Below are 20,956 nucleotides of genomic sequence, written 5' to 3' on the forward strand. Positions count from 1 at the left end.
TCGTAATGACGCTCTCTATGAGACGCTGAACTAACGTAATTCGTAATTCCCATTGCATAAGGGTTTTAGACCTATGGGATCAATTGAAAATAATTAATCACTGCCGATTAGTTTGTGGTTAAATACTTGCTAAGAATTCAGCAGAGTTGTTTGCAGATAATCTTAATTTTGAAATCTTCTTTGTCTTATGGCTATATTGAAACCATCTCTACTTGGTGGGAAAAAAAATACACGTACAGTTGGACAGAGTTTCCAGCCAATATTTTTAATTATATTTACTCTATTGATGATGACGGGAATCAGCGTTCGTTTGGCATATTTGCAAATTACTGAAGGAACGAACCACCGAAAACGAGCCGAGTCAAATCGAATTCGGATGATTCCCAAACAACCAGAACGGGGCAACATTTTTGACCGCAATGGTAAACTTTTAGCTAGTACTCGCTATCCTCGTTCTATATATTTGTGGCCGATGGCACATACAAAGCCTGCCTGGTCAGTCGTGGGAGCGCGTCTATCTGAAATTCTGGAAGTTTCTCAAGAAGAGATGGAAAAGAAATTAGAAGAGGCCGGCGCTAACTCTTCTTCACTGATCCGAATTGCCCGCGACTTGAATGAAGCGCAAATTACGGCATTGAAGGAGTATCAAACCGAACTTAAAGACGTAGAAATTCATACAGAAGCCGTTCGCTACTACCCCCACGGCAAGGAATTAGCACATGTATTAGGGTATACGCGAGAACTGACCGCCGACCAGTTAAAAGAAAAGAAGCAGGAAGGCTACCGATTAGGTGATGTGATTGGTCAAATGGGAGTTGAAAAAGCTTATGAGAAAACTCTGCGGGGTGAATGGGGTGGTCAGCAGGTAGAAGTGGATGGTGCAGGTCGACCGCTCCGGGTTTTGGGTGAGAAGCAAGCGAAACCTGGTAAAGATTTGCACTTGACCCTAGATTTAAATATGCAAAAGACAGCAAAAAAAGCTTTAGGCGATCGCGATGGTGCGATCGTGGCCCTTGATCCAAAGAATGGTGCCGTTTTAGCAATGGTGTCTCACCCCACCTTTGACCCCAATCTTTTCTCGAAGCAGAAACTCACCCAAAAAGATTGGAAAATTGTGCAAGGTGCAGATCATCCCTTAGTAAATCGCGCCCTCAGCGCCTTTCCACCCGCTAGCACCTTCAAAATTGTCACCACCACTGCCGGTCTAGAATCAGGTAAATTTTCTCCTAGCACAGTCTTGCAAACCTACGGTTCCTTAAGTTTTGGCGGGACTCGATTTGGTGAATGGAATCACGCCGGATTCGGGCCGTTGGGTTTTGTCGGGGCATTACAGTGGAGTAGTGATACCTTCTTCTATCAAATTGGTCGCGGAGTCGGCGGCCCAACTTTAATTGAATGGACTCGCAAATATGGATTTGGTAAAAAAACCGGATTTGAGTTTGCCAACGAAGAAGCAACAGGTTTAGTACCAGATGAAGCATGGAAGCAGAAAGCTTGGAAAATACCTTGGACTGTAGGCGACAGCATTAATATGTCAATTGGTCAAGGTGCTTTACAAACAACACCTCTGCAAGTCGCAGTCATGTTTGCCATACCCGCTAATGGTGGCTACCGAGTCCAGCCGCATTTGCTTAAAGACAACGAAGAAGCAAAAAGCTGGCGAGAATCTTTAAATATAAAACCAACAACCATAAGTATTCTCCGTCAGGGACTACGGAAAGTAGTAGCTGAAGGTACTGGCAAAGCTTTGAAGCAGCCAACAGTTCCCCCAGTCGCTGGTAAGAGTGGTACTGCTGAAGCCTGGAAAGGTCGTGTTAAACAAAATCACGCTTGGTTTGGTGCTTATGCACCTGCTGAACAACCAGAAATTGCGATCGTGGCTTTTGCTGAACATTCCGGCGGTGGCGGTGGGAGCATTGCTGCACCAATGATTTTACAAATTATGGAAGAATATTTTCAGCGCAAGTATCCAGGTAAGTATCAGAAACCAGCGCCTAAGAAAGCATGAAATTGGGGAATGGGGTATTGATTATCGAGGATGTTGGAGGAAAACTGCCCCGGAGCCGCTCCGCCTCCGGCTCCGCTCTGTAACAGCCGCGACCGCTATGGTCTTGGGTTTAAGACAAGAACTCCAAATTTTCTTGTTTTGTGGCTCTTTTTCAGGAGGGGTCTCTCTTACAAAGTTACTCCTCTTGGGGTCTCCCCAAGAGGAGTAACTTTGCGCTGAATCCTATAAGTGAAAAAACCTTCTGCCTCCTGCCTCCTGCGTCCTTCAATCTCTTCTCTACCCCTTATCTACCTCATGTTTCCTATTTTTCCTATTACCTGGAGACACTTCGCTGAGATTTACGTTTGTAGAGAGATGTATAGCCGCTTATAATTCGCTAAAAATTTAGAGAGGCTCTAGAAGATGGTGTCAATTCATGGCAGACAAACCGCAACAAGAAATAGTAGTGAATAAATCAGTTAATTCACCCGGAGAAACTTCAGAAATAAAAATCCAGGCTCAATCACCAGTAGCTAATGAACCCTCTATATTAGAGTCTTTTGTTACAACTGTTGCTCAGACTGGCAAAGCAGTTTTAGACACAGCAATAGAAGTGGGAGAAGCAACAGGAAAACAAACACATAAATTCATTGAGGAAACAACTAAAACCAGCGGTCAGGTGGTGGATCGCCTCAGCGAAAATTGGCTGATTAGAAAACTATCTGGAGTGTTAAATCTAAATTGGCTGATCGCTGATAATAACCTTGTTGATTTGGAAAAAGCAGAAGCGGAAGTAAACAAGCTTAAGCAAAACTATCCGAATGAATTACCTAGCCAGATTGCTCACCGAATCATGATGGAAAAAGCCACTCAAGCAGGTACAGTTGGACTAGCAACTAGTATTTTGCCAGGAATAGCAATTGCATTGTTGGCAATTGATTTAACAGCGACAACCAAATTGCAGTCAGAAATGCTTTATCAAATTGCATCAGTCTACGAGCTAGATTTAAAAGATCCTGCCCGTAAAGGTGAAATTTTGGCAATTTTTGGTCTGGCTTTGGGTGGAGGTCGTCTTTTGAAAGCTGCGGGATTAGGCTTGTTACGAAATGTGCCATTGGCGGGCGCTGCGATCGCAGCTAGTTCAAATGCGACGATGATCTATTCATTGGGCTATGCTGCTTGTCGATTTTACGAAGCCAAGCTAAATGAATCAATTTCCCTCGCATCCCCACAGACTCTAAAAACATTAAAAGCAGAAAGTGAAAAGTATTTAGAAAGTGCGATCGCTCAAGAAGCCATTATGGATCAAATTTTAGTTCACATGATCCTTGCTAGCCATCCAGACAAGACTTTGGAAGAAATTTTGCCGGAATTACAAGCTGTAAAACTCAGTCCTACCTCGTTGGATGCCATTGCCCAAAATATCAAATCACCAAAGTCTTTAGATATACTGCTTAATCAGCTGAATCGCGATTTTGCCATACCCTTGCTGGCTCAATGTCACAAAATTGCCCAGCTTGACAATAAGACTACACCACTTGAGCAAGAAATAATCGCCGCGATCGCTAGGAAATTTGATATTGATCTTCTCACTTTCCAGTCTCAACCTATTTAATTCACATTAGGCGTAACTCCTCACTCATAACTCCTCACTGCTGATTCAGTAAGCCGATTTAAGTATCTTTCGATTAAGAGGATGGCAACTATGTCATCTATCGGTCTTGGTGGCTGTCGCAGACCTTGTGGCAATAGCTTTATTAGCCCTTTGGGTGGGAACATTTGCCAATAGCGATCGCGTGCTTCTAAGGTTGTATAGCGCTCATCCACTAAAATAATACTCAGAGGTTCTGTCAATTCCTGATATAATTTCTGTCTCCACTCTTTGGCTGTAGTTTGATCTCCCATCACCATCAAGGAGATCGGAAACCTTTGACGCAGGGTCTCAATGGTAGCGATCGCTTCTTTTGCTAGCACGACCTGATGATAATACAATTGCCGATCCAGTCCCATCACCGCTAAACCACACTTATCTCGACCTGGATCGAAGCCCAATATGACTGGTTGCGTTGGTGAAAATTCGCGGAAAGTCATAAGAAATTAAAAATTAAAATTAAGAATTAGAAATCAATAAATACAACCACAGCAATTATTTTGACTGCTGTTGAATATGTTTAAATCTTACTAATAACAGCGTGCAAATAATGTTTTAAGTACTAAAAATTATTTGTCCGTTGACTATTGCCACTAATTTTACTCTCAATGGGCCGGCTGTATAAGTGTCCTCTGCTGCGATCGCTTTGATCTCCAACGGCTGATTATACTGTCTTAATTGGGCGATAAAACGCAAGAAAGTCCCTTCTACTTGCACATTTTCGACAATTCCGGCATTACGGGCCCGAAATTGGGAAGCAGAAATTAGTATTTCCAGCCGTTGCTGTAACTGATAGGATGTCATGGTTTTGGAATCGGCAGTAGTTGTGGCTAGCACTGCACCTCCCGAAAAAACTAATTGATTTCGGGCTGTATCAGCGAAAAACTCTATCTGCTTTTCTCCCCTGACGTAGTTCCCAGCCGAGAAAATTCGCACCACATATTCTTGACCATCGCTAATCTGCTTGCTCAATTGGTCAACTCTATCCTGAGTCACACGCAGTAGCTCTACATTTGCAGGATTTGCCCCAGGCTCACTTAATTCCAGGTTGGCATTGCGATTGGCTTCTTGTAAAAGTTGTACCACAGCCTGACGAGCAGCAGCCGGTTGGGTAACACGAATTACAGCAGCAGATAGAACTTGACCGCGAACTAAGGCCAGCTTACCTAGACGCAGGTCACGGTAAGACTGATAATATTTCTCTAACCTTGCAACTTCCAGTTCTAGTTGTTCCTGTTGTGCTTCCAATTCTTTTAGGCGCGATTCCCGTTTGGCAATCACTTCCTCTCGGACTGCAACTTCTACATTCCGCTTTTGAATTAATTGATCGAGTTGGCCAATTTTTTGATCGCGCACTTCTATGGCTTCTTGACGGTTAGCAAGTTCGAGATCGCGTTTTTCAATCGCTGTTTTGGCTTCGTCAATGGCTTTTTTCGCTTCAGCGTACAGTCGTTGTCGTTCTGTCTTTAGTAGTTCAACTGCCGCCTGTAGCTCTTTCCTCTGACTGGAAACGCTTTGCAACTGAGTTATAGCTTTTTGGTACTGAGTTACAACTTGTCCCAGCTGACCTTGAGTGCGTTGCAGTTGAGTTTGAGTTTGGGCTTGTTGACTAATGGTGCGGTTCAACTGAGCTTGTGTTTGGAGTTGTTTGGCATTTGCCGCCTGCAAGGATTGATTAATTACCTGCAAGTCTTGTTGTGCTTTTGTTTGGGCAAGTCTAGCTTGATTTAGCTCGCTTTCTACCTGACTTTTCTGAGTTTCTGCGGTTTTTAGCTGTTCCCGCTTCTGTCTGAGGTCTGTTTGAATATCTTCTAATTCAAAGACTCCCTTTCGCAAGCCTTCGTCGGCAGCGAATAAAATTCCTAACGTTGATGCTGAAATCAAACCGCCCGTAAAAATAGTTACTACTACAGCAGTATTTTTCGGACGAAGCTTAAAAAGTGAGAGGCGAGCTTTGCCAACTCGTGTGCCGATGCGATCGCCCACGGTGGCAATTACGCCTCCCAAGATTAAAATTGCTGCGATGAGGATGTATCCGGTGGTCATCTTTAGCTACCGAAATCCTTCCAGATACAGCCTACTACTTTTAAGCATTGTCTGGAAAGAAGTGGAAATTGGCAATAGCTGAAATTATTCAATTTTAGATTTACCTCTAGCTATTAGTGTCATCTTTCAAAATAGAACACGCGCCGATTCCCCTTTCTCCCATTGATTTTATGTGAATTGCCTACTTAAGGTAACAGGTTTATGCACAGTAATCTTCTTTTTGTGGATCGAAATCATCTTCTTTTCACGCAAATCCCCTAGTAGCCTAGTAACGGTAACACGAGTTGAACCAATTGCTTCTGCGATCGCCTGATGAGATAACTTCAGATCGATAGTGATCCCATCAGCACAAGGAACGCCAAAATCTCGACAAAGAATTAACAAAAAACTCACCAATCTGGAACCCATATCTCGGTGAGCGAGAGTTTCAATCATCATCTCTGTTTGTAAAATGCGCGAAGACAGACCCCGCAGCATTAACATTGATAATTCTGGATTTTCCTTGAGTGCTTGCTCTACTTGTTCAATTGGGGCTGACAGTAATTCCACAGGCGTAAATGCAACCGAATGGTAAAACCGATCCGACTTATTTCCTGTCAGCAATGACAAAACACCAAAAACACTATTTTCCCGAAGCAATGCTACTGTTATTTCCTCTCCTGCCTCGTACACCCTAGAAAGTTTAACAGCACCTTTCAAAAGAAAATAAACTCGTTCGGCAGGATCGCCAGGAAAAAAGATCGTTTTATTGCGTTCAAACGTTTCCACAACTGGCGGAAACGCCCCGGTCGCCATCTGACGAAATACATTTGCTAGGGCTTTATCTTGTGTCACGATCATCTCCCTTCCCCTACCCAATGCCGGAAAAACAAAAACTGATTACCTAAGAATACACCTGAAAAATGAATAAAGCACCGTCAACCTTTCTGTACTTTCCTATACTCAAACAAATCACTTCATAACTCTTTGTTTATAATGATACATAATTGTTGATCCTTTCAGCTACTAATTGTTGATAAGTAGTTCCAATAGCTCTATTAAAAAGGGTTTTTTAAAGAACAAATAAAGATATCTTGAGAAAATCTTTAGGAAAAATCAAGATTTTTACACGCAGCAAACACTCTTACCAATATTCATTTTTGCAAATCCTGTATAAAACAAAGACAAAACGTGCCTCAGATTCTAGTATGCTCCTAATGATCGATCGCATTAATAATTTCTATGCTAAATCTGACTGGAAAAAATGCTCTTGTTACAGGTATTGCCAATAACCGCTCGATCGCCTGGGGCATCGCCCAACAGCTGCATAAAGCCGGAGCAAACCTTGGTATTACCTACCTGCCGGATGAACGCGGCAAAATGGAGAAAAAAGTTGCGGAGTTGGTAGAACCCCTCAACCCAAGCTTATTTCTTCCCTGTAATGTCCAAGATGAGGAGCAGATTCAATCTACCTTTGAGACAATCCGCGAACAGTGGGGGAAGTTAGACATCCTCATCCATTGTTTGGCTTTTGCCAGCAAAGACGATTTGACTGGAGATTTTAGCCAAACCTCTCGTTCTGGCTTCAACACTGCCTTAGAAATCAGTACCTATTCGCTGGTGCAGTTAAGTGGTGCAGCTAAACCTTTGATGACAGAGGGAGGAAGTATCGTCACCTTGACATATTTAGGTGGTGTCAGGGCAATCCCTAACTACAACGTTATGGGAGTTGCCAAGGCAGGATTAGAAATGAGTGTGCGCTACCTAGCTGCTGAACTAGGGCCGCAAAATATCCGCGTCAATGCCATCTCCGCAGGCCCCATCCGCACCTTAGCATCTTCAGCAGTGGGTGGAATTTTGGATATGATTCATCATGTAGAAGAAGTAGCTCCCCTACGCCGTACCGTCACTCAGTTAGAAGTGGGGAATACTGCCGCTTTCTTGTGTAGTGATTTGTCCAGTGGGATTACCGGACAAGTTCTATATGTAGATGCAGGATATGAAATTATGGGAATGTGACACGATAAAGTTAGGAGTTATGAGTTATGAATTTTTAACTCCTCACTCCTAACTCCTAACTCCTAACTCTTTCCATTCCCTATGCAAACAACTAATCGTCAAATTAATTCAAATTACGACCAGTCAACAAAAACTCCCCGAATTGCCACTGTTCGCCGTACCACTGGTGAAACTGATGTGCAAGTTACCATCAACCTCGATGGTAGAGGAACTTGCACAGCAGCAACAGGCATTCCGTTTTTGGATCACATGTTGCATCAAATTGCCTCCCACGGGCTGATTGATATAGATGTCCAAGCCAAGGGAGACTTGGAAATTGATGACCATCATACCAATGAAGATGTAGGCATTACCTTGGGTCAAGCTTTCAACCAAGCACTAGGCGACAGAAAAGGTATTGTCCGCTTTGGTAATTTTCTTGCACCATTGGATGAAGCCTTAGTTCAGGTAGCGCTAGACTTTTCTGGACGGCCTCACCTCAGCTACGGCTTGCAAATTCCTACCCAACGTGTAGGAACCTATGACACCCAACTCGTGCGCGAATTCTTTGTGGCGATCGCAAACCATAGCCAAATGACACTGCACATTCGACAATTGGATGGTATTAATTCCCATCACATCATAGAGGCGACATTTAAAGCCTTTGCAAGAGCAACACGGCTAGCGGTAGAAATTGACCCCCGTCGTGCTGGCTTAATTCCCAGTTCTAAAGGCGTTCTATGAAGGGAGTCACATGGAGCATTGAGCATAGGGCATTAGTTATTCCCCCAGTCCCCAGTCCCCAATAATTGACACACCGCTCGGTGATGGTTATTATCAGGCTACTGGGTAACTTGTAATTAATACTAAGCTGGTAATTAGTGGTTGAACCGAGATGAAGTCTGTTGCAGATGACCCTGATTCTCAACTTAATACGGCAGAAACTCCGCCAGTAGTCCTAACTTCTGAGTTGCGAAAAGTCTATCGCACTGGTTTTTGGCTAAATCAAAAAGTCGTATCTCTCAAAAGCTGTTCTTTAACAGTTTACAAAGGCGAAACCTTTGGTTTGCTAGGGCCAAACGGTGCTGGTAAAACCACCCTTTTAAAATTGTTGCTGGGAATTATTAATCCCACATCTGGGCGGGGATTATTATTGGATAAGCCAATAGGCGATCGCAGTGTTAAGCAGCATATCGGCTATCTGCCAGAAAATCCCTATTTATATGACTATCTCACTGGCTGGGAATTTTTACAGCTAGCTGCTGGACTATTCCAAATTCCCCAAAGTGTCCAACGCCAACGTATTCCCCAACTGCTCGAATTAGTAGGTTTATCCCAAGCTGATGCTCGTAAAAAGCTGCTACGCCGCTACTCAAAAGGAATGCTACAGCGTGTCGGGATGGCACAGGCGCTAATTAACGAGCCAGATTTGGTTTTTCTCGATGAACCTATGTCTGGTCTAGATCCGGTGGGACGCTACCAAATGCGGGAAATTATCCTGGCGTTAAAAGCTGCTGGGAAGACGATTTTTTTCAACAGCCATGTTCTTAGTGAAGTAGAACAGATTTGCGATCGCATTGCCATCCTCGCTCAAGGTGAATTAATTTGCTCTGGTTCCCTGAATGAACTTTTAGGCGTAAACAGCACATATCACATAAAAGGTCAAGGTGGTGACTGGGAGATTCTTAAAAAATGGATACCCACTCTCAAATTTGAACGTGATGGTTCTTGGCAAGGTACACTACAGGACGACTACTATGATTTCCTCGCTAGTGTTCGTCTTATGGAAGGTAAAATTATTGCCATGAACTTGTCCCGTTACTCCCTAGAAGAGTTTTTTATTCAACAAATCGAAAGAAAAAATAACAATAACTTAGTTAATTAATTTCGTTGCCAAGCGGTAAGTTATAAGCTCGTTTGAGCAAAAAAATCCAAATTTTTTGCATTTTTGAGTTTACTTTGTCAAGTAAATCTACAAAAAACCAAATTCCGATATCTTATTAAAGTTATTTGTATTTATTTGATGAACTTGCTCATAATATTGATATTAGTAGCAGATTCTAATCTATAGTTCAAATGTCATCAAATTGACATTGACAAGCAAATTTTATTAGTAAGTACTTTATTGGTTAACGGAGAATTTCTTGTATAAACTATGTTTATTTGCGTAATTACTAATGTTTTGTAATAATTCCTATATTCAAGTTTGCTTAACTTTAAATTAACTTCACTAAAAATTCAAATTATATAAACAAATTTCCTCCGGAAAATTACACTTTTCGAGGAAAATAAGAGTGTCGGGGAACTTGAATACTTAGGTAAAGTCAAAATAAAAATGTTTAGACAGTACTTTATTGATCGTAGTTTCAAAATATCAGGTAAATATGCTTAACACAAGTTTGTTTAAATTTTTAACTCAGCCAGTTGTGGGTGTAGCTTTCTTAAGTGCTGTCAATGTCGTTGTGCCATTTGTGAGTCTAGCTCAGGGGCAACCACTACCACCAACTACACAATCACCAAGCCCACAAACACAATTAGATACTAATTATTTATTAGGAGGCGGCGATCTCATCCGTGTAAACGTATTTGAAGTACCTGAATATACAGGTGAATATCAAGTTCCTCCAGGTGGAGCAATAAACCTACCTTTAATTGGCAGTGTATCAGTTCTAGGACTAACAACTGAACAGGCTTCCGATGAAGTTGCCAAAAGATATGCTCGCTTCCTTAAACGTCCCTTAATCTCAGTCAATTTGTTATCGCCTCGTCCCATCAACATATTCGTTGCTGGAGAGGTGACACGTCCAGGAGCTTACACCCTGAACTTGAGCGGAGGAGCAGGGAACAATCCAGGTGTACAATACCCGACTGTATTAGCCGCATTGACAACAGCGCAGGGAGTAACCCTAGCTGCGGATGTTACCCAAGTTCAATTACGGCGTAAAATAGGACCTTCTTCAGAGCAAACTGTTACTGTTAATTTGAAGGAACTCATCCAAACAGGCAGGTTAACACAAGATATTACCTTGCGCGATGGAGACACCATAGTTGTGCCAACTGCTACCAACTTCAACATCGCAGAATCCCGAAATATATTTGCATCTAACTTTGCCGCCAGCCAAACCACACCCCGCACAGTAACAATTATTGGTGAAGTTAACCGTCCCGGTTCGTATCTTGTCACTCCAGGTAACACAGATACCCAGGGGGGCGCAAATAGTGGCACTTCCACTCCTACAGGTCTGCCAAATGTGACGCGGGTAATTCAACTAGCTGGGGGAATTACATCACAGGCTGATGTTCGTAGTCTTAAGTTACGCCGACCTACAAGAACTGGCTCAGAACAATCTATAGATATTAACCTTTGGCAATTATTGCAGAGTGGTGATGCTAATCAAGACATCATTGTGCAAGACGGAGATACGATTGTTATTCCGACAGCAACTGAAATTAACCCCGCAGAAGCTACTCAATTAGCTACTACCACTTTGTCTCCTACACGCATTCAAGTTGGTGTAGTAGGTGAAGTTAAAAAACCAGGGTTAACAGACGTTCAGCCGAATAGTTCTTTAAATCAAGCTATACTCGCAGCTGGCGGATTTAATGATGCCAGAGCTAGCAGCAGTGCTGTTGATTTGATTCGCCTCAACCCTAATGGTTCTGTCACGAAACGGATAGTAAAAGTGGATTTTTCTGCTGGGATTAATGAGCAAACTAATCCCATACTCCGCAATAATGATGTCGTGCTAGTCAACCGATCTGGTGCAGCTAAGACTGGCGATACCGTCAATACTATAACTGGACCTCTAGGGATTATCCTTAATCTCCTGAACTTGTTCGGACTCTAGTTTAAGATAGAGATGTGAATATTGGGGGCGTAGATAAACCCTTTCCGTCCCCAAAATTACACTATCTATAAGTCAAAGCTTAATAGTCAAGACTTAATAAGCAAAGACACATTTAATTTTTCAAGCTTAAAACCTTAGAGGTTGTTTGAAAAGTATTTCTCTGTCATTTTAGGCACTTTTAGATCCCCCCTAACCCCCCTTAAAAAGGGGGGAATCGGAATCAAAGTCCCCCTTTTTAAGGGGAGAAACTGCGGTGCGGTCTTGGGGTCTCCCCAAGTGGAGCATGTGGAGTGGATTTAGGGGGATATAGAACTTTTGATACCGATAAGAGGACTTTTCAAACATCCTCTTACAGTAAGGTTTTAAAACTCCAAAAAGTACAATTTAGACACCCGACAGCTTATAGCCCTATTTAATTATTGATTAGAAATAAAAAAGCTGAAAAAACTTATAACTACGTACTTTTGCTCTCTGCATCTCCTCACTATTTTATTTAATTCGGATTGCTATAAGAAACAACTATAGATAATGGGAAATGGGACTATTAAATTCCCTCTTGTACTGCCTTTTGAGGGCAAGAATAAATAATGATGCGTTTATAAATAAATGTGTAGAGTCATATTTTTACAGAGAAGCAGGCTACAGGAAGCCGTCTCTTATTCCAAAAAAAATTCTAAGCAGTTCTCGTACTCTTACGGACAAGCAAGCTAGACATCCCTCGACCACAGGATAAGACAATATTAGGGTAGAGAACTATACAAGTGGCTTAGTTTTGGCGCTTACTTACTTAAAAACTGTCTTTTTTGTACTAATTCTGTAATATTTATCAGTAATATTACTAAGTGGCAAGTGCTGTACACATAATAATTTTACTGGAAATTCTTAATCTGCTATTAAGAGGCTTTTTCAAACTTTGTTTTGGCTACTCTGATTCTTATGATAATGAGAATAGTTTAGAGGTAACGGGGGATATATTGTCGTCTATACATCATTTACTCTCATTTTATGATTCTTATTATCATAAGAATTATTTAAGTAAATCAACTAATTGATGACAGATATACTATCTTAACCGCAGATACTGCGTATACACAGTAGAATGATGTCGAATTGGAAATGATGCCATTTGTACGGTTGCTTGGTGTCCATTAATGGAGTAACTCTGGATACTGATAATTTTTCTTCAGTGCTTTTACTAGATATATGCACATTTTTGGAACACAAGCTCAAAAGGCGTTTCCGCCATATTTACGTGGAAATTCTCAGGTGTAGACCTAGGGAAACCGTGTATAAACTTACAAATGGCAGTTATACGACTGTCTCCAATACTGAGTTACTTACTAAGGCTAGATCTACTGACCGTTGACGATTCAGTTTTTCGCAACATACCCTATTTTCCCTATTTTTCCCTATGATGATTCATGGTTTCGGTTTTCTCAGTTTGAGTGCATCTCTTGTACTTCCCTGGGCCTTAACAGGTCTGGCTCAAGGAGAGAAGATAACACAGTATTTATTTAAAGACGTTCGTCAGTCATCACCTGTTCCAGAAACATCACTGCCCAGCCGCAAGTTAATCAGCGCGGCTCCTGCGACAACATACTATGTTAGCGGTACCGGAAACGACAAAAATAGCGGACTCACTACCTCATCAGCGTTTAGGACGATTCAAAGGGCAGCAAACCTAACTGACCCTGGCGACACAGTGTTAATTATGAATGGAGTGTACACAAATTCAGGACAAGCGGGGAGTGCCTTAAGTATTAAACGTTCTGGAACTGCTAATGCCTGGATTACGTATAAAGCATATCCTGGACATTTTCCAAAGATTCAACATAACACATGGAGTGGTATCGGTTTTTCAAATGGAGTTTCATATATTGAGATCGACGGTCTAGAGATCGTCGGAAACAATGCCAATATCACCCTTGCTTATGCGTTAAGTCAGAAGACTAACACATCAAATCGCCTTACAAATGGAACCTGCATAAGCATTGAGGGACGCAGTAGTAATGTTCATCACATAAATATTTTGAACAACAAAGTGCATGACTGTGGAGGAGGAGGTATCTCAGTAATCGCGGCTGATTATGTGAAAGTGGATAATAACACTGTGTATAATAACGCCTGGTATGGTGTCTTTGGTGGCAGTGGCATTTCCTTCTTGAAAAATCGGAATACTGACAATAACCAAGGATACAAAATGTTTGTGACCAACAACAAGGTCTACAACAATCGTATGTATGTTCCCTGGATTCAAGTCGGCAAGATCACGGACGGGAATGGCATTATTATGGATGAGTTAAAAAGTGGTCCTAATGGTGCATATAAAGGACGGACTTTTATTGCAAACAATATCTCATACAAAAATGGTGGTTCGGGTATTCATTCTCATGCGAGTGAGCATATCGATATTGTCAACAACACGGTTTATTTAAATCAGCAAAGCCCAGAGCTATCAAAGAAAGGGCAACTCTATGCTGGCTATTCATCGGATGTCAAGATTTTCAATAACATTATTTATGGTATTGCTGGAAAAAATGCTAACAGCAGCTACATGAATACCAATGTTACCTATAACTATAATCTGTACACTAACGGTGCAGTGGTTGGTGCGATGGGGCCTAACGATGTTATAGGAGACCCACAGTTTGTAGATGCTTCAAGGGGTGACTTTAGACTCAAAGCAACGAGTCCAGCGATCAACAGGGGTTACTATTGGAATGATTTAAAAACTGATTATGCAGACAAACCCCGTCCTGCTGGTGGTAGATATGATATTGGAGCATATGAATACCAGTAAGCATAATATCTATTGCTGCCTGCTCATACTTCCGTCGGACTGAAGTTAGGGTTACACAAAATAATAAGCCTGCCTTAGCAGGCTTATTATTTTGTAGCTAATTAAACAGACATGATATAGCAGTTATGCTGTTAAGTTAACTTGTGAGACAAAACTCTAATTTATACAGAGCTTTTGTCAGGAATACGTTTTTGCGGCTTTACCTCTTTTGTCAAATCTTGATGAGTAAAGTATTCTTTCGCATAGTTGAAATAACTACTAGATTCATTTTTATCAATGATGCCATTCACAACTAAACCTAAGACGTTGTAACTGGATCTCTCTAGCATTTCTTGGGCAGCAGCAGCACTGTTAGAATCAATCACTCCAGGTCTGGCTACTAATAAAATCCCATCAGTCATTTGACTTAAAGTCAAAGCATCGGCTGCCAAAAGGAGTGGAGGAGCATCAATAATTACAACATCATAGTTATGTTGAGATGAAGAATTTTCAATTAGTGATGCCATCCGTTTCGAGTCAAGCAAAGCAAGTGGGTTGGCAGGTCTGACTCCAGCAGTTAAAACATCAAGGTTATCCATTACCTTAGATATAGCCATATTAAATTCAACTTGACCTACAAGAACCTCACTTAAACCGACTGCATTGCTTAGTTGCCAGAAATGATGCTGAGAAGGAACTCGCATATCTGCATCAATTAGTAAAACTTGACGTCCTAGTTGAGCGATCGCAGCAGCCAAATTAGCTGAAACTGTAGACTTGCCTTCTTTAGGAACTGCGCTAGTTACCACGATAGTTTTGAGTGCTTTCTCTGAACTCAGAAATTTCAGATTGGCTTGAATCATTCGGTACATTTCGCTCGTTAAAGAGTAGGGCGTATCTCTGACGGCAACTGTTTGAGTTGGTAATTCTAAATTTGAGTAACGGGAGCGAACCTTTTTAACAGACAAAGGAACAATTCCCAGCAAAGTATATCCAAATACATCTCTAACTTCTCTAAGTGTTTTTAGAGATTTATCTCTCATAGCTAGGAATAGCACAGTTGTGGTGGCAAAAAACAAACCGAACATAACTCCTAGCACCAAAACAATTATTTTCTTGACTAGTATCGGATCTTTGGGTACTAAAGCCTGAGCAATAATGCGAGAACTGGCTGTATTTGTGTTCTCAACTAATTGTAATTCTTGAACCTTTTTCAACAGAGTTTGATAGGTCGATTCTGCGACTTCTACTTTCCGTTCTAACTCCCGCTGGTTTTGTGCCAACTGGGGTATGAGTTTCACCCGTTGTTCGTAGCTAGAACGGGAATTATATAGAGAGGAGAGTCTTTTTGTTAACCCAAATCGCTGTATTTCTGACTGCAAAAAGTTTTGTATCAAACCTTGCCTAAGTTCTCCAATCTGCAATAGGCTCTGGGGAATTTGTGTTTGATTGCCAATAGTCTGACCAATTTGCTGTTGCAGGAGAGATTTTAAATTAGCTTTTTTTGCTTCTAGGTTAATAATTACAGGATTGTCATCTAGGAAACGGCTGCGCTCAATCGCTAACTGCCGATCGGTTTCTTGAAGTTGTACAAGAACTCCCTGTACAGCAGGTGACTGACTTAAGGCACTGACAGCGATCGCTTGCTGAGAATTTAGCTCTACTTTTTGGCGCAGTTCATTGGTTTGGGCGTTTATCTCATCCAGTTGAGCCTTGACAGTATTCATTTCATTGTCTAGATTTCCAATAGTTGCAACAGCTGACTTTGTCTCCTCTGATAAATCTGCAATCTGATGCTTCTGTTTAAATATACGTAGCGCTACTTCCGCATTGTTAACAGCAGCTTGAGTTTTAGGAAGCTGCTTGGCCATAAATTGACGAGTTGCTGCTGCCTCAGAGCGATTTGTCAGAATATCATTTTCTAAATACAAATTCATCACTGTGTTGACCACTGCTGCTGCTTCTTCTGGGTCATGGCTGCTATAGGTAATTTTCAATACATCTGTTCCACCAACAATTTTTAGAGTTAGCGATTTTTGTAGCGCTTGTACTTCCAGAGGTTTATCTTCTTTATCTTTGAGTTTTAGTTTGTCTATTGCCCGCTGCAATAAGTTAGGAGAAGTAATAACTTCTATCTGAGTGCTTACAGGATTTTGAGTTGCGACCAAAGCTTTTAAATCTCCTGAGTCTCCTCCTTCAGAGGAACCAGGGGAAAGATTACTTCCTGCTACTTTAAAAGAGGGAACTCTGAATAAAAGTTTTCCTTCGGCTTCATAAGATGGCCTCATAAATGTTGTGGATATAGCACTCAGCATAACTGTACCCACAAAGATCCCGACAGCCGGTATCCACCATCGTTTTAATATCAATAGGTAACGATTAAGGTCTAAATCAATAGATTCTCTAGATTCCATAGATTTTTCTGAGATAAATCTTCAAAAGTACAGGTTTTAAGCAAGAAACTCAATATTGCTCTACTTAGAGTAGCGACAAAGCACACCTATTAACTAAGAGTGATACTATTTTACAATATGACATATAGTATAGACTATTTAACTCTAAAAACCTGAAATCGTTTCCAGGCTTCGGTTTCGGGAATCTGATAGTTAATAATTGGGAGTCTTGAGGAGCATAATTAAAAGTACATACAATACTAGTTAATGCTGATTTTTGCTTCCATTAACTCTCTTTCATCAAAGTATGGTGAGATATTGAGTCTTTTTGGCTGTATTCTCAAAATTCTTGTTTGGAATCAAGCATAGATAAACAAGGCTTTCAAGATTATCTAACGATAGTAATAAAAGAGTGCCAATCCAAACAAATTTCAGGAAAAAACCTGTTATCTAAGTAAGTTGGCACAATATAAAATTATATGAAGAAAGATAAACTTGGCTAAAATCCTCTTTCTTATTGCAACTATAAATATTTACACTGATATACTTAGTGTTTTGTATTACTATCGTCAGATAAATATCTAAAACCTTGTTCCAAGTATATTTTCACGATATTTCTATCTGCCGTGTTGCTACTTATGTTGCCAGGCTTTCTCATAAGCCTCTAAGAGCTTAGGTACTTGATGTCGCCACTCTAGTTTATCCTCCATTCTTTGTCTACCTAGCTCTCCCATTTTTTGTCGGCGTTCAGTATCCTCTAGAAGTTCAAGAATATTCTCGGCAAAATCCACCACATCATTGCCTTTAGCATAAACAGATGCTCCTTCGGCCGATCGCCTTCCTTCCAAAAGATCAAACTGAACAATGGGTTTTCCCATTGCCATGTACTCCATGATCTTATTCATAGTCGAGCGATCGTTGTAGGGCATTTTTTTATCTGGATTGGCACATATATCACAGCTAGAAAGTCGTGCCAAAAGTTCATTATCAGGAATACGCCCGGTAAATTCTACAAACTCCTTAACTCCTAACTCTTCAGATAGTGCCTGAAGCTTCTCAAACATCGGTCCACTACCGATGAGCATAAAGTGAATATCCTGGCATTTCTTTTCATAGACAATGTAGCGTACCGATTGCAGCAGATAATCGATTCCCTCTGGTTCTCCCATAACACCAACATAGCCGACCAGATACTTTCGACCTTTACGGTAGTCTGGGTTGGGTGGTACAGGTTGAAAACGGGAAAGGTCAGGCCCACTACGAACAACAAACACATCCTCTGGACTCTTACCTCCACGGGTAAGTGCAACTGAGAGGTAAGATTCATTCGTTGAGATAACTACATCTGCTGTGGCAAAGGTCAATCGCTCAACTAATGAGAGTCCATAATAAAAAATGTCTCGCCTTCCATACTTAGCTTCGTACATCTCCAGATTAATATCATGGTGGTCAAATATGACTCTCACACCCTTGAAAAACTTGAACCATCCTGCCACCAAAAACAGTAAATCTGGAGGATTGCAAATGTGGACAATATCAAAACCCCGCTCTTGCCATACCCGATGAGCAAGGCGAAACTCCCAAAAAACGGCTGTAGCATACTCCCGTAAATATCCTGAAACCGAACTGATATCCGGTGGCATGTCGTGGCGATAAATATGAACGCCATCGATTACCTCGTATTCTTGTTCAAAGCCTTTACCTTTAGGACAAATCACCGAAACTTCATACCCAGCTTTTATTAAGGTGGTGGCTTCCATCCATACACGTCTGTCAAAGGGAAGTGGGAGGTTCTCGACAATAATCAGTACCCTACTACCATGCGATGCCATGATAACCTAACTCCTTAGATGTTTGATTAAAGACCCCGGCTAGATCCAAAATTTGCATTTCTTTCGGGGCATCAAGTAGTACTTGGTGAAACTCTGGTGTAGCATGGGTAACTACCGCAAGCTCTGCTCCCTCCAAAGCTTGCTGGGAATTTGGCACTAGCAAACCTTCAAAATGAGGGAGATTACTCTGTATATAAGCAAGGTTGGTTCCCATTAATCGAGCTTCATACACAGCCGGGTCATAGATTTTTACCTGGCAGCCTTCTCCAATCAACCGTTTGACTAGCAGTACTGCGGGACTTTCTCTTAAATCATCTGTACCTGGTTTGAATGCCAATCCCAAAACAGCAATCTGTCTTACTCCCAGGCGTAATACCTGCTGGGCAGCCAAATCGACTTGAACGCTGTTAGTGGTTGGGAGGGCATTTAATAGAGGGACTGGTACATCCATATTTCGTGCGTGGTAAAGCAAAGCACTCAAATCTTTGGGCAGACAGGAACCACCGTAGGCAAATCCAGGACGCATGTACACAGGGGAAATATTTAACTTTGTGTCCTGTACAATGATGTTCATTACTTCCCGTCCATCTACACCAAAAGCTTTGGCTACTCGTCCGATTTCATTAGCAAAGCCCACTTTGGCTGCGTGCCAGCAATTGGCTACATATTTAACCATTTCAGCCACAGATGGTTTGACTACAGTGAACGGTGCATCTACTGTCGCATACATCTGTCGTACTGCTGCTTCTGCCACAGGAGATTCAGTACCAATAATAGTGTAAGGTGGTTGATCGTAATCTTTGATAGCCGAACCTTCGCGTAAAAACTCTGGGTTAAATGCCAGATGTATAGAGTTATTACCTGTAATATTATCTATAAGATTCTGACACTTTTCTAAAGTTCCTGGGGGAACAGTGCTACGCAAAACAACTACATGGCTTTCAGTCTTATGGCTAGCTGCTTTGGCAATTTGTTTGCACACATTCCAAACATAAGTAAGATCGGGTTCTCCTCTCTCTATTGGAGGCGTACCAACACTAATCAGAGAAACATTTGATGCTCGCACTGCCGCTTCAGTATCTGTAGTAGCTGTGATTAATTTAGCTGCAACTCCATCAATCAGCAATTGACTCAACCCTGGCTCTACAATGGGCGACTCTCCTTTGGCGATCAAATCTACTTTATCGGGATTTACATCTACGCCAATTACTTCATGTCCGTCTCGTGCCAAGCAAGCTGCTGTTACTGCACCAACATATCCCAAACCAAAAATGCTAATTTTCATATCTATCCAGTTCTATCCAGTGGTTATTCTTTACATGAATTACAAAACAAGTCCATAAGACGCTTTTCTTCTAGCCCATTCAATTTAATACTGAGTAATATAAATTCATACAATCAACCCAATGTTTTTTTATATCTAGAGGAATAACACTTGTTCTCGCCTTCGTTCCTAAAGAAAGTCTCAAAGACTCATTTTCAATTAAAGACTTCATAGCATCTGATAATTCCTCAATATCTCCTGGGTTAACTATTAATCCATTTTCACATTGACTAACTATCTCAGGGATACCTCCCTCTGATAGTAACTATGACTGGTAATTCCCAAGCCATTGCTTCAAGCATTGCTAGTGGGAGACCCTCATTGTAAGAAGGCAAGACAAAAACATCTGCTTAAGTTAACAGAATATCATGTTTATCTGACCCTATCCAGCCAGGCAGTTTTATATAATTTTCTAGATTGAGAGTTTTAAGTAAATTGCCTGCTTGTTCTATTTCTCCATCCCCCGCCATAATCAGACTCGATCTTGTTTTATATTCAATAGGCAAAAGAGAAAAGGCTTTGCTCAAATCAAATGCTCCTTTCCATTGACGAATTCTTCCTAAAAAAAGTAAGTTTATTTTTTCAGATAATTCAAATAATGAACGTTGTGGGACTTCATCATGAACTTTGACTGGATTATAAAAAACCACAACTCGATCGGGTTTAAGACCAAGATTTTCTATGTAAAAAGCTTTCCAATTTTCTGATAAAACAATTAAGCGTTGACACTTGCAAAATACCCAATTTAGCAATTGCTGCATCCATTTTGCCAATCTAGCGTAGAAAACATGAAATTGACTACCATGAGCATGTAAGGTTGTAGGCTTATGAAAGACCCAAGCTAAAAATGTCATAACTCCTTGTCGAAAAATACTGCCGCGTTGTGAAATTTCAAATTGAATAATATCAACTTCTTCAGTTAATATATCAACCAAAGAATTAGAGTTGCTCATTTTCATCTTCTTCCATAATTAAAATAATCCCATGAAATGTTATCAAAATATGATTATTTTTACATCTCCTGATATTGAACTATTGTTGTCAAATAATACCTTTGCACCGCTCATAAACCTGTGATACCAAAATTGGTATATTCTGAATAACTAACACAAAAACAAT

General features: G+C 41.1%; 15 protein-coding genes and 1 pseudogene. 7 read left to right on the forward strand and 9 right to left on the reverse strand.

The genetic code is table 11. From position 1 onward, the window contains the following. The first annotated feature begins 187 nt into the window (after positions 1-187). On the forward strand, positions 188-2,008 hold the full coding sequence (mrdA, locus tag CDG77_RS05025; protein WP_094328310.1) for a penicillin-binding protein 2: 1,821 nt from the start codon (positions 188-190) through the stop codon (positions 2,006-2,008). A 415-nt stretch (positions 2,009-2,423) separates the two neighbouring features. Beyond that, positions 2,424-3,602, forward strand: a complete 1,179-nt coding sequence (locus CDG77_RS05030; protein WP_094328311.1) for a hypothetical protein — start codon at positions 2,424-2,426, stop codon at positions 3,600-3,602. A gap of 20 nt (positions 3,603-3,622) precedes the next feature. On the opposite strand, the gene CDG77_RS05035 is transcribed toward CDG77_RS05030, so the two are convergent. The 3 genes from CDG77_RS05035 to ntcA all read right to left on the reverse strand — a co-directional run bounded on the left by CDG77_RS05035 (position 3,623) and on the right by ntcA (position 6,524). Continuing rightward, on the reverse strand, positions 3,623-4,078 hold the full coding sequence (locus CDG77_RS05035; RefSeq protein WP_094328312.1) for a Holliday junction resolvase RuvX: 456 nt from the start codon (positions 4,076-4,078) through the stop codon (positions 3,623-3,625). A 115-nt stretch (positions 4,079-4,193) separates the two neighbouring features. Next, positions 4,194-5,684: a DUF3084 domain-containing protein gene (locus tag CDG77_RS05040; protein ID WP_094328313.1), complete on the reverse strand. Its 1,491-nt coding sequence runs from the start codon at positions 5,682-5,684 to the stop codon at positions 4,194-4,196. A gap of 168 nt (positions 5,685-5,852) precedes the next feature. Next, positions 5,853-6,524, reverse strand: a complete 672-nt coding sequence (gene ntcA / locus CDG77_RS05045) for a global nitrogen regulator NtcA (protein ID WP_008233817.1) — start codon at positions 6,522-6,524, stop codon at positions 5,853-5,855. A 381-nt stretch (positions 6,525-6,905) separates the two neighbouring features. On the opposite strand from ntcA, the gene fabI reads away from it, so the two are divergent. The 5 genes from fabI to CDG77_RS05070 all read left to right on the forward strand — a co-directional run bounded on the left by fabI (position 6,906) and on the right by CDG77_RS05070 (position 14,309). After that, on the forward strand, positions 6,906-7,682 hold the full coding sequence (fabI, locus tag CDG77_RS05050; RefSeq protein ID WP_094328314.1) for an enoyl-ACP reductase FabI: 777 nt from the start codon (positions 6,906-6,908) through the stop codon (positions 7,680-7,682). Between the two features lie 81 nt (positions 7,683-7,763). Beyond that, positions 7,764-8,405 (forward strand): imidazoleglycerol-phosphate dehydratase HisB, encoded by a 642-nt coding sequence (gene hisB, locus CDG77_RS05055; protein WP_094328315.1) that lies wholly within the window; start codon positions 7,764-7,766, stop codon positions 8,403-8,405. A 151-nt stretch (positions 8,406-8,556) separates the two neighbouring features. Continuing rightward, complete coding sequence (locus CDG77_RS05060; RefSeq protein ID WP_094328316.1) at positions 8,557-9,546, forward strand: ABC transporter ATP-binding protein; 990 nt, start codon at positions 8,557-8,559, stop codon at positions 9,544-9,546. Positions 9,547-10,045: 499 nt separating this feature from the next. Next, on the forward strand, positions 10,046-11,509 hold the full coding sequence (locus CDG77_RS05065) for an SLBB domain-containing protein (protein WP_094328317.1): 1,464 nt from the start codon (positions 10,046-10,048) through the stop codon (positions 11,507-11,509). Positions 11,510-12,920: 1,411 nt separating this feature from the next. Then, on the forward strand, positions 12,921-14,309 hold the full coding sequence (locus tag CDG77_RS05070; protein WP_223269711.1) for a choice-of-anchor Q domain-containing protein: 1,389 nt from the start codon (positions 12,921-12,923) through the stop codon (positions 14,307-14,309). 161 nt (positions 14,310-14,470) lie between these two features. On the opposite strand, the gene CDG77_RS05075 is transcribed toward CDG77_RS05070, so the two are convergent. From CDG77_RS05075 to CDG77_RS05095, 6 genes and pseudogenes are all read right to left on the reverse strand, one after another. Beyond that, the gene (locus CDG77_RS05075; RefSeq protein ID WP_190233907.1) at positions 14,471-16,702 is read right to left on the reverse strand and encodes a GumC family protein; all 2,232 of its coding nucleotides are present in this window, start codon (positions 16,700-16,702) and stop codon (positions 14,471-14,473) included. A 611-nt stretch (positions 16,703-17,313) separates the two neighbouring features. Next, the gene (locus CDG77_RS05080; protein WP_094328319.1) at positions 17,314-18,513 is read right to left on the reverse strand and encodes a glycosyltransferase family 4 protein; all 1,200 of its coding nucleotides are present in this window, start codon (positions 18,511-18,513) and stop codon (positions 17,314-17,316) included. Next, positions 18,497-19,798 carry a nucleotide sugar dehydrogenase gene (locus CDG77_RS05085; protein WP_094328320.1) on the reverse strand — a complete coding sequence of 434 codons (1,302 nt, stop codon included), beginning with the start codon at positions 19,796-19,798 and terminating at the stop codon, positions 18,497-18,499. Before CDG77_RS05085 ends, CDG77_RS05080 begins: the two co-directional genes overlap by 17 nt. Before the next feature lie 79 nt (positions 19,799-19,877). Beyond that, positions 19,878-20,084: a glycosyltransferase family 4 protein gene (locus tag CDG77_RS39045; protein ID WP_143856960.1), complete on the reverse strand. Its 207-nt coding sequence runs from the start codon at positions 20,082-20,084 to the stop codon at positions 19,878-19,880. Further along, positions 20,077-20,172, reverse strand: a complete 96-nt coding sequence (locus CDG77_RS39050) for a glycosyltransferase (RefSeq protein ID WP_094328321.1) — start codon at positions 20,170-20,172, stop codon at positions 20,077-20,079. The genes CDG77_RS39045 and CDG77_RS39050 overlap by 8 nt, the downstream gene beginning before the upstream one ends. Next, a pseudogene (locus tag CDG77_RS05095) lies at positions 20,155-20,796 on the reverse strand (glycosyltransferase family 4 protein); the annotation flags it as partial. The gene CDG77_RS39050 and the pseudogene CDG77_RS05095, both read right to left, overlap by 18 nt. Positions 20,797-20,956: the final 160 nt, after the last annotated feature.

The sequence above is a fragment of the Nostoc sp. 'Peltigera membranacea cyanobiont' 213 genome (genome assembly GCF_002245975.1).
In the GTDB taxonomy this organism is placed as follows: Bacteria; Cyanobacteriota; Cyanobacteriia; order Cyanobacteriales; family Nostocaceae; genus Nostoc.